Annotated in this window: 11 protein-coding genes; 9 read left to right on the plus strand and 2 right to left on the minus strand. The window is 72.7% G+C overall.

The annotated features are described in order from the left end of the window. Positions 1-96 precede the first annotated feature (96 nt). The 4 genes from rpsP to trmD are packed head-to-tail and all read left to right on the plus strand — an operon-like array spanning position 97 to position 1,971. Entirely contained in the window at positions 97-405 is a 309-nt protein-coding gene (gene rpsP, locus VF202_14035; GenBank protein ID HEX7041232.1) for a 30S ribosomal protein S16, read from the plus strand. Between the two features lie 14 nt (positions 406-419). Further along, positions 420-650: a KH domain-containing protein gene (locus VF202_14040; protein ID HEX7041233.1), complete on the plus strand. Its 231-nt coding sequence runs from the start codon at positions 420-422 to the stop codon at positions 648-650. Then, positions 647-1,186 (plus strand): hypothetical protein, encoded by a 540-nt coding sequence (locus VF202_14045; protein HEX7041234.1) that lies wholly within the window; start codon positions 647-649, stop codon positions 1,184-1,186. The genes VF202_14040 and VF202_14045 overlap by 4 nt, the downstream gene beginning before the upstream one ends. Positions 1,187-1,194: 8 nt before the next feature. After that, positions 1,195-1,971: a tRNA (guanosine(37)-N1)-methyltransferase TrmD gene (trmD, locus tag VF202_14050; GenBank protein ID HEX7041235.1), complete on the plus strand. Its 777-nt coding sequence runs from the start codon at positions 1,195-1,197 to the stop codon at positions 1,969-1,971. A gap of 18 nt (positions 1,972-1,989) precedes the next feature. Here the strand turns inward: trmD and VF202_14055 are convergent, their stop codons facing one another. Further along, positions 1,990-2,490, minus strand: a complete 501-nt coding sequence (locus VF202_14055) for an OmpH family outer membrane protein (protein ID HEX7041236.1) — start codon at positions 2,488-2,490, stop codon at positions 1,990-1,992. 112 nt (positions 2,491-2,602) lie between these two features. Between VF202_14055 and VF202_14060 the strand changes: the two genes are divergently transcribed. The 4 genes from VF202_14060 to argJ all read left to right on the plus strand — a co-directional run bounded on the left by VF202_14060 (position 2,603) and on the right by argJ (position 7,022). After that, positions 2,603-3,742 carry a prepilin peptidase gene (locus VF202_14060; protein HEX7041237.1) on the plus strand — a complete coding sequence of 380 codons (1,140 nt, stop codon included), beginning with the start codon at positions 2,603-2,605 and terminating at the stop codon, positions 3,740-3,742. Between the two features lie 114 nt (positions 3,743-3,856). After that, positions 3,857-4,804, plus strand: coding sequence for an ornithine carbamoyltransferase (argF, locus tag VF202_14065; GenBank protein HEX7041238.1), 948 nt, complete (start codon positions 3,857-3,859; stop codon positions 4,802-4,804). Then, the gene (gene argC, locus VF202_14070) at positions 4,804-5,877 is read left to right on the plus strand and encodes an N-acetyl-gamma-glutamyl-phosphate reductase (protein ID HEX7041239.1); all 1,074 of its coding nucleotides are present in this window, start codon (positions 4,804-4,806) and stop codon (positions 5,875-5,877) included. Before argF ends, argC begins: the two co-directional genes overlap by 1 nt. After that, a complete protein-coding gene (argJ, locus tag VF202_14075; GenBank protein HEX7041240.1) occupies positions 5,874-7,022 on the plus strand; it encodes a bifunctional glutamate N-acetyltransferase/amino-acid acetyltransferase ArgJ in 1,149 nt (382 codons plus the stop codon). Before argC ends, argJ begins: the two co-directional genes overlap by 4 nt. Here the strand turns inward: argJ and lpdA are convergent. Beyond that, complete coding sequence (gene lpdA / locus VF202_14080) at positions 7,019-8,410, minus strand: dihydrolipoyl dehydrogenase (protein HEX7041241.1); 1,392 nt, start codon at positions 8,408-8,410, stop codon at positions 7,019-7,021. The two genes, argJ and lpdA, sit on opposite strands and share 4 nt — an antisense overlap. Positions 8,411-8,779: 369 nt before the next feature. On the opposite strand from lpdA, the gene VF202_14085 reads away from it, so the two are divergent. After that, on the plus strand, positions 8,780-9,639 hold an 860-nt coding region (locus VF202_14085), incomplete at its 3' end, for a class I tRNA ligase family protein (protein HEX7041242.1).

Raw genomic sequence — 9,639 nt, forward strand, 5'->3', positions numbered from 1 at the left:
GCGTGTAGACTGGGGAGCTTTCAGCGGCCGCCCCGCCGGGGCGGCCTGGTCGTGCGGCCACAGGCCGGCGCCAGCAGCGAAGGGAACCAAGCACGCATGGTCAAGATCCGCCTGATGCGCATGGGCTCGATCCACAACCCGCACTTCCGGCTCGTCGTCGTCGACAGCCGCACGAAGCGCGCGGGCGACTACATCGAGCAGATCGGCTACTACGACCCCCGCGAGACGACCGAGGAGTCGCTCAAGGTGAACGCCGAGCGCGCCTCCCACTGGCTCAAGCTCGGCGCCCAGCCGACCGACACGGCGCTCCGCCTGCTCGAGAAGGCCGGCGTCGAGACGCCGAACGTGAAGGCCAAGCGCAAGGCCGCCTACCGGAAGCGCCAGGAGGCCGCCGCCAGCTCCTGAGGACCGGAGGGCCAATGGTCGTCGACCTCGTCAACTACTGTCTCGTGAACCTGGTGCAGGACCCTGAGCGGTTGGAGGTCCGGGCCGAGCGCGAGGACCGCACCGTCGTCATCAAGGTGCGCTGCGCCCCCGAGGACGCGGGGCGCGTCATCGGACGCGGCGGTCGCGTGATCAACGCCGTGCGCACGCTGGCGCGCGCCGCCGCCGACGGCAGGCAGCGCGTCGAGGTCCAGCTGCTGGAATGACGCGCGCCTCCACCCCGCCGGCCGGCTACGTCAGGGTCGGCAGGCTCGGGCGGTCGTTCAAGCTCGACGGCGGGGTGAGGCTGCTGGTGGAGGCCGAGCTGGACGGCGACGAGCTGGAGGCGCTGCTCGGCTCCGCCCCCAGGCTGTTCGTGACGGGACTGGGGACCACGCGGCTCCGGCGCGCCGAGGAGCGCTCCGGGTCGCTCGTCGTGCACCTCGAGGGCGTGCGCGACCGCGAGACCGCGCGCTCGCTCGTCAACGCCGGCGTGTGGGCCGACCCCACCGACCTCCCCGGAGACCTGGCCGAGCGCGTGGCCGAGCCGCCGCCCGGCGAGGCGCTCGAGGGGCTGCCCGTGCTCGTGGACGGCGCCAGGGTCGGCGAGGTCGCCGACGCCTACCTCAACGACGCGAACCCGTACGTCGAGGTCGCCCTGGAGCGTGGCGGGAGCGCCCTGGTGCCGCTCGTCGCGCCCTACGTCTCGCTCACGGACGAGGCCCTCGAGCTCACCGACCCGCCTCCCGGGCTACTCGAGTAGCAGCGGCCTTGCGCTTCACCGTCTACACCCTCTTCCCCGGGCTCGTGACGCCCTACCTGGGCGAGGCGCTGCTGGCGCGGGCCATCCGCGAGGGCATCGTCGAGGTCGAGGTGCGCGACCTGAGGCGCTTCGCCGGCAACCGCACGGGACGCGTCGACGACGCGCCCTACGGCGGCGGAGCCGGGATGGTCATGCGCGTCGACGTCGCCGCGTCCGCGATCGACGAGGCCGCCGGCGACGACCCCCCGCCCGACGAGGTCGTGCTGCTCACGCCCGCGGGCGAGCGCCTGACACAGCCCCTGGTGGAGGAGCTCGCCTCGCGCCGGCACGTCTGCCTGCTGTCGGCCCGCTACGAGGGCTTCGACGCGCGCGTCGAGAGCCTGGTCACGCGCGAGGTGTCGATAGGCGACTTCGTGCTGATGGGCGGCGAGCTGCCGGCCCTGTGCGTGATCGAGGCCGTGACGCGCCTGCTCCCCGGGGCCCTCGGCGACGAGGAGAGCCACCGCCAGGACTCGTTCGCCTCCGGCCTGCTCGACTACCCCGAGTACACGCGCCCGGCGGAGTTCCGCGGCCTCGCGGTACCGGAGGTGCTCCTCTCCGGCCACCACGGCAACGTCGCGGCGTGGCGACGACGCGAGGCGCTGCGGCGGACCCTGCTGCGCCGACCCGACCTCCTGGCGCGAGCCGCGCTCACCGAGGAGGACGAGCGAGAGCTGGCGCGCCTGCGCGCCGAGCTGGGGATCGAAGGGGTCGTCAGCGCCGACGCCGACGAGGCGGACGGCTGACCGCCGCCCGCCGCCGGCTCACTCGGCCGCCTCGAGGCGGTCGATCACCAGCTGCGTGACGTCGAGGTCGGGGTCGCCGTAGACGACGAGCTGCAGCTCGCGCGCCTTGTCGGCGTCGAGGATCACCGTGTAGCCGTTCTCCTCGGCGAGCTGGGCGAGGATCTCGTTCACGGCCTCGATCGCCGGCTGGGCGGCCTCGTCGATCTCCTGGCGGTAGCGCTCCTGCACGGCGTTCGCCGAGGCGACGAGCGCCTGGTAGCGCTCGCTCTCCTCGGGCGTGAGCTCCTCGCCGGCCGCGATGCGCTGCTCGAGCTCCTGGATGCTAGCGGCGAGGTCCTCGATCTCGGCCTGGGCCTGCTCCTTGAGCTCGTTGACCCTGGCCCCCGCCGGGTGTGCGAGTATGGCGGCCTGCGAACGCACGAAGACCACCTTCGTCGGGCGGCCCTGGGCGCTGAGGTGCGTGAAGGCGAAGGCCAGCGCCAGTACCAGAGCGGCGCCGAGCACGGTGAGCCTCTTCATAGCGGCCGAAGTCTAACACCGAGATTATGAGAACCGTCTAGGAGCCACTTTTCGCCTTGTCGCCCTCCCTCACAGCCCCCGCGGACCACCCCCTGACGCCGGGACCCGGCGCGTGACGGCCCTCGCCGTCGCGTTCGCGGCGCTGCTCGGGGCCGTCGTGGGGTCCTTCGGCAACGTCGTCGTCTACCGCCTGCCCCGCGGCGAGTCGGTGGTGACCCCGGGCTCGCGCTGCCCGAGCTGCGGGCGGCGCCTCTCCGCGCTCGACCTCGTCCCCGTGCTCTCCTGGCTGTTCCTGCGCGGACGCTGCCGCACCTGCGGCGCGCGGATCTCGCCGCGCTACCCGCTCGTCGAGGCCCTCATGGCCGGCCTCTTCGCCGCGCTCGTCGCCCTCTTCCCGCCCGCGCACCACGGCGCGGCCGTCCTGCCGCTCCTGGCCGTCGTCGCGATGCTGGTCATGGCCGCGCTCATCGACCTCGAGCGCTACGTGCTGCCCGACGTCCTGACGCTGCCCGCGCTGGCGCTGGCGCTCCTCGGCTCGCTGCTGTGGGACGGCACGCCCGGCCTGCCGTCGCCGGAAGCGGCGCTGGCCGGCGCCCTGGCCGGCGCCGGCGTGCTGGTGCTCATCAACCGCGTGGGCGGGCTGGTGCTGAGGCGCCTGGGCGACACCTCCGAGCGCCTGTGGCCCGTCAGCCTCGACCAGGTGAACGTCGCGGCCGTCGTCGGCGCCGCGCAGGGCCTGTGGCCGGGGCTCATCGCCGGTCTCGCCAGCCTCACCCTCAACCTCTTCGCGCGCCGCCCGCTGCGACTCGGCGAGCCGCTCCTCTACGGGCTGTGGCTCCTCGGGATCGTGCTGGCTTCGCTCGGCTTCCCCGTCCCCCTGGCCACGTCCGTGGCCGGCAGCGTGCTCGCCGCCGGCGCCTGGGCCCTGGTGGGCGCCGTCTACTGGTGGCTGCACGACGCCACGCGGCCGGGCGAGGAGGAGGAGCCGGGCGAGGAGGCAGACGAGCCGGTGGCCATGGGGTTCGGGGACGTGAAGCTCGCCGCCGTGCTCGGCGCGTTCCTCGGCTGGGAGCGGCTGCTCGTGGCCCTGTTCCTCGCCGTCACGCTGGGCGCCGTGGGGGGCATCGTCGCGCGCCTCCTCGGCGGCGACAGGCTCGTGCCGTTCGGGCCCTACCTGCTCCTCGGCGCCCTCGCCTCGCTCTTCGTGGGCGACGCCGTGATCGCGTGGTACCTGGGCCTCCTCGCGCCGTGAGCGGGCCCGACGCGGTGTTACAGTGTGCCTTCGCCCGCCCAGGAGCGGTAGCGTCTGCGCCTCGCGGCCCGCTGGCCGACGACCGGCGCGCCCTCGCGAAAGAGGCGTGAGTAGATGGACGTGCTGCGTGTGCCCAGCCTGGCCGGCCGCGACCTGCTGGCCCTGTCCGACCTGACCAAGGAGGAGTTCGACGGGCTCTTGACCAGCGCCGTGCAGATGAAGCAGGACTGGAAGCGCGGCGTGAGGCCCAAGCACCTGGAGCACAAGACGCTGGCGATGATCTTCGAGAAGCAGTCGCTGCGCACGCGCTCCACGTTCGACATCGCGATGAACCACCTCGGCGGGCACGCGATACTGCTCAGCCAGAACTACATAGGCTGGGGCGTGCGCGAGACGATCAGGGACGTCGCTTCGAACCTCGACCGCTGGGTCGACGGGATCATGGCGCGCACCTACGGCCACGACACCCTGGAGACGCTGGCCATGCACGCCGAGGTGCCGGTCATCAACGGCCTCTCCGACAGGCTGCACCCCTGCCAGCTCCTCGCCGACTACGTCACCCTCCTCGAGCGCTTCGGGGAGCTGCGGGGGCTGCGCATCGCCTACGTCGGCGACGGCAACAACGTCTGCAACTCGCACGTGAACGCCGCGGCCCTGGCCGGCACGAGCCTCGTGATCGCGTGCCCCGAGGGCTACGAGCCCGACGCCGACATCGTGGCCGCCGCCCGCGCCCGCGGCGCCGACGTGACGATCGTGCGCGACCCGCGCGAGGCCGCGCGCGGCGCCGACGCTCTCTACACGGACGTGTGGGTCTCGATGGGCATGGAGGACGAGCTCGAGGAGCGGCGCGCGGCGTTCGCCGGCTACACGATCACGCCGGCGTGGTTCGACGACCTCTCGCCGCGCGGCGTCTTCATGCACGACCTCCCCGCGCACTACGGCGAGGAGTGCACCGAGGAGGCCGTCTACCACGAGCGCAGCGTCGTCTTCGACCAGGCCGAGAACAGGCTGCACGCCCACAAGGCGGTCCTCGTGCAGCTCCTGTCGGACGGGAACGCCTGATGGCCGGGCCCGTGCGCGTCGGCGTCCTCGGCGCCAGCGGCTACGGCGGGGCCGGGCTGCTCGAGCGCCTGGCGCGCCACCCGCACGCGCAGGTCGTCGGCGTCGGCTCGCGCCAGTACGCCGGCCAGGGCATCGACGCCTGCTGGCCTCACCTCGCCGGGCTCTTCCCCGACCTCGTCTTCGCCGGCGAGGACGAGGTCATCGCGGCCTCCGACGTCGTGTTCTGCGCCACGCCCCACGGCGCCACGGCGCCGCTCGCGAAGAGGGCACTCGACGCCGGCAGGGCGGTCGTCGACCTCTCCGCCGACTTCAGGCTCCCCGCCGCGACCTACGCCGAGTGGTACGGGGCGCAGCACCCGCACCCCGAGCTGATCGACGAGGCCGTCTACGGCCTCGTGGAGCTGCACCGCGACGAGCTCGTCGCCAAGCGCCTCATCGCCAGCCCCGGCTGCAACGCCACGGCCGCCAGCCTGGCGCTCGCGCCCCTGGCCGCCGCGGGCCTGCTGGGCCCTTCGGCGGTGGCGAACGTGATCACCGGCGTCTCCGGCGCGGGGCGGTCGACCAGCGCGCCCCTGCACTTCCCCGAGATGGACGGGAACGCCCGCGCCTACAAGCCCTCCGGCACCCACAGGCACACGGCCGAGATCGAGGCGACGGTGGGGCGCGTGAAGAAGGGCGGCAAGCGCCTGGCCACCCACGCGCCGTTCGAGCCCTACACGGTCAGCTTCACGCCGCACATCGTGCCCATGGTCCGCGGGATCCTCGCGACCTGCGCCACGCGCGTGAAGGAGACCGAGCTCACCGACGAGACCGTGATGCAGGTGCTGCGCGACTACTACGCCGGCGACCCGCTGATCCACGTGCAGGAGGACCTGCCGCAGACGAAGGCGGTGAGCGGCAGCGACAGGGCCGTGCTCTCCGGACGCTTCGACCCGCGCAGCGGCCACGTGATCACGTTCTGCGCCATCGACAACCTCGGCAAGGGCGCCGCCGGGCAGGCCGTGCAGGCGTTCAACGTCGCCCACGGCTTCCCGGAGACCGCCGGCCTGCGGCTCGAGGGGGTGTGGCCGTGAGGGCGCCCGCGGGCTTCGAGCTCGCCGGCGTCACCGCCGGCATCAAGGAGTCTGGCAGGAGCGACCTCGGCCTCATCTACTCGCCCCACCCGCTGGCCTGGGCGCTCGTCTCCACGACGAACCTCGTCAAGGCGCCGTGCGTGTCGCGCAACCGCGCGCGGTTCGCGGCCGGCACGCCCGTGCGCGCCGTGGTCGTGAACAGCGGCAACGCCAACTGCGCCAACGGCGAGCGCGGCATCTGGGACAACGAGGACCTGGCCGGCGCCGTGGCCGCGACGCTGGCGCTCGACAGGGTGCAGGACGTGCTGACGGCCTCGACGGGCGTCATCGGCGTGCCGCTGCCCATCGACAGGCTGAAGGAGGCGATGCCGCGGGCGGCGCGCGACCTCACCGGCGACACCGCGGCGTTCGCCGAGGCGATCCTCACGACCGACACCTGCCCCAAGGAGGCGGCGGCCACGCTGTCCTCCGGCGCTCGCGTCGTGGGCGTGGCCAAGGGCTCCGGCATGATCCACCCGAACATGGCCACGCTGCTGGCGTTCGTGATGACCGACGCGCACGTCCCGCAGGAGGACCTGCGCGAGATGTGGCCGCGGGTCGTCGACCGCACCCTCAACCAGGTCAGCGTCGACGGCGACACCTCGACGAACGACATGGCGATGGTCCTGTCCTCGCGGCGCGTGCCCGCCGAGCTGGCGGAGCTGGAGGCGGCGCTCGTGGAGGTCTGCGAGAAGCTGGCCCGCAAGGTCGCCCGCGACGGCGAGGGGGCGACGAAGCTGATCACCGTGCGGGTGAGCGGCGGGCGCAACGAGGCCGAGGCGCGCGCCGCCGCCAAGGCCGTGGCGGGCAGCATGCTGGTGAAGGCAGCGGTGCACGGCGCCGACCCGAACTGGGGCCGGGTCCTCGCCGCCGTGGGGCGGTCGGGCGCCGTCTGCGACCTGGCGAACGTGCGCGTGCGCGTGCAGGGCGTCGAGCTCTACCGCGGCTCGCCCTTGTCCTTCGACGCCGCCAGGGTCTCGCACCTGCTGAGGCGCGAGGAGGTGCTGCTCGAGGCCGACCTCGCCGCCGGCGACGCCACCGCCGAGGCCTGGGGCTGCGACCTCACGGCCGAGTACGTGAGCATCAACGCCGACTACACGACCTAGCGCCGCCGGTTCGCGATGTGGATCGCCCGCCCGTGGGCGTGCTCGGCCGCCTCCATGATCGTCTCGGAGAGCGTGGGGTGCGGGTGTTGGGTCAGGGCCAGGTCCTCGAGCGTCGCGCCCATCTCGATGGCGAGCGCGGCCTCGGCGATCAGGTCGCCGGCGCTCGGCGCGACGATGTGGCAGCCGAGCAGCAGGTCGGTCTTGGCGTCGCCGATCACCTTCACGAGCCCCTCGTCGGTGCCGAGTGAGGCCGCGCGGCCCGACGCCGTGAGCGGGAAGCGCCCCACACGCACCTCGAACCCCGCCTCCTTCGCCTCCTCCTCGGTCATGCCGACGCTGGCGAGCTCGGGCGTCGTGTAGATCACCGAGGGGACGACCGTGTCGTAGGCCGAGGGCTTGCCGGCGGCGTGCTCGGCCGCGACCAGGCCCTCCTTCATCGCCTTGTGAGCGAGGAGCGGTCCGCGCGCGACGTCGCCGATCGCGTAGACGTGCTCGCGGGTCGTCTGCATGTGCTCGTTCACGACCCTGACGTAGCCGCGCTCGTCGACCTCGACGCCGATCTCCTCCAGCCCCAGCCCGTGGCCGTTCGGCCTGCGCCCGACGGCGACCAGCACCTTGTCGGCGACGACGGTCTTCGCGCCGTCCTCGCCCTCCAGGGCGACCTCGACCGAGGCCTTCTTCGCCTTCTGCCCGGCGACCTTCGTGCCCGTGAGGACCTCGATGCCGCGCCTCTCGAGCGCCTTGCGCAGCTCCTTCGAGGCGTCGGCGTCGGCGGTGGGGGCGATCCGCGGCAGCATCTCGACGACCGTCACCTGGCTGCCGAGGGCCGAGTAGACGTCGGCGAACTCGAGGCCGATGGCGCCGCCGCCGATGACGAGCAGACGGCCGGGCACCTCGTCGCCGAGCTGCAGGGCCCCGGTGGAGTCGATGAAGCGGTCGCCGTCAACCTCGAACCCGGGGATGACGGCGGGCCGCGAGCCGGTGGCGACGATGAACCGCTTGGCCTGGTGCCGCTCGCCGGCGACCTCGACCTCGTTCGGCCCCACGAACCGCGCCTCGCCCTTGAGGAGCTCGACCTTGTTCCCCTTGAAGAGCTGCTGGACGCCGCTCGTCATCTTCTTGACCACGCTGGCCCTGAACGCGTCGATCCGCGCGAGGTCGAGCTGCGGCTCGCCGAAGCTCACGCCGAGGCGGCTCGCCTCCCGCCCGTTGCGCACCTCGGCGGCCACGTGCAGCAGCGCCTTCGTGGGTATGCAGCCGACGTTGAGGCACACGCCCCCGACGTCGCCCTTCTCGGCGCAGGCCACCTTGAGACCGAGCTGCGCGGCGCGGATGGCGGCGTGGTAGCCCCCTGGTCCCGAGCCGATGACGATGAGGTCGAACTCCATGCCAGCCTCCAAGACCGCGTACTAGGCCGAGTGTAACTTCCGTCGCCCCACGCTCCCGTCCCGCACGGGGCTCGTAGGGACCCCGCGGTCGGGCGGAGCAGACCGGTGACCAGGGGCTCGGGCGCCCGCCCCGCGCGGTGTCTGTCGGCGGTGCGAACGCTGTTGACGCCGTCCCCGCCCGAGCCTAGGATGCCGCCATGGACACGAGCGTCTCACACGGTCGCGCGGCGGCGTGGCGTGGCGTTCGACTAGACCTAGGCCCAGCGGGGGCGCCACGCTGACGGGCTGACGTCCCGCGGCACTGGCGCGCCCCGGCCCTCGCGGCCGGGGTTCTTCTTGTCTGGCCGACCTTGCCGAAGCGGAGGGATCATGACCCAGACCGTTCCGGGTAGCGACGCCCGCCAGGCGGAGCGCTACTCGCCAGGTGACGTAGAGGCCAAGTGGCAGCGCCGCTGGCGCGAGGCGGGCCTCTACGAGACGGACCTGCACGACGACAGCAGGCCGAAGTTCTACTTCCTCACGATGTACCCGTACCCGTCGGGCGACCTGCACGTGGGCCACTGGTACGCCGAGGCGCCGGCCGACGCGGCCGCGCGCTACCGCCGGATGCGCGGCTACAACGTGCTCTTCCCCATGGGCTTCGACGCTTTCGGCCTGCCGGCCGAGAACGCCGCCATCCGCGCCGCGCAGCGGGGCGAGGACGTCCATCCCGCCACGCTCACCTACCAGCGCATCGCGCGCATGGAGAAGCAGTACGACCAGATGGGCGCGATGTTCGACTGGTCGAAGAAGGTCATCACCTGCGACCCCGAGTACTACAAGTGGAACCAGTGGTTCTTCCTGAAGATGTACGAGCGCGGCCTGGCCTACCGCAAGGAGTCGTACGTCAACTGGGACCCCGTGGACCAGACGGTGCTCGCCAACGAGCAGGTGATAGACGGACGCGGCGAGCGCTCCGGCGCGCTGATCGAGCGCCGGTTGATGCCGCAGTGGCACTTCAAGATCACCGCCTACGCCGACGAGCTGCTCGACTTCACTGGCCTCGACTGGCCCGAGCGGGTCAGGGTCATGCAGACGAACTGGATCGGCCGCTCCGAGGGCGCCGAGGTCGTGTTCGAGAGCGAGCAGGGCGACGACATCGTCGTGTTCACGACCCGGCCCGACACGCTCTGGGGCGTGACGTTCATGGTCCTGGCGCCGGAGCACCCGCTGGTCGAGAAGCTCACGAC

It is taken from the genome of Trueperaceae bacterium (genome assembly GCA_036381035.1).
In the GTDB taxonomy this organism is placed as follows: Bacteria; Deinococcota; Deinococci; order Deinococcales; family Trueperaceae; genus DASRWD01.

What these genes read in the sequence shown, in the direction of transcription:
- rpsP (HEX7041232.1), top strand. Translation starts at nt 97, where the DNA reads ATGGTCAAGATCCGCCTGATGCGCATGGGCTCGATCCACAACCCGCAC.
- VF202_14040 (HEX7041233.1), top strand. Translation starts at nt 420, where the DNA reads ATGGTCGTCGACCTCGTCAACTACTGTCTCGTGAACCTGGTGCAGGAC.
- argF (HEX7041238.1), top strand. Translation starts at nt 3,857, where the DNA reads ATGGACGTGCTGCGTGTGCCCAGCCTGGCCGGCCGCGACCTGCTGGCC.
- VF202_14055 (HEX7041236.1), bottom strand. Translation starts at nt 2,490, where the DNA reads ATGAAGAGGCTCACCGTGCTCGGCGCCGCTCTGGTACTGGCGCTGGCC.
- argC (HEX7041239.1), top strand. Translation starts at nt 4,804, where the DNA reads ATGGCCGGGCCCGTGCGCGTCGGCGTCCTCGGCGCCAGCGGCTACGGC.
- lpdA (HEX7041241.1), bottom strand. Translation starts at nt 8,410, where the DNA reads ATGGAGTTCGACCTCATCGTCATCGGCTCGGGACCAGGGGGCTACCAC.
- VF202_14045 (HEX7041234.1), top strand. Translation starts at nt 647, where the DNA reads ATGACGCGCGCCTCCACCCCGCCGGCCGGCTACGTCAGGGTCGGCAGG.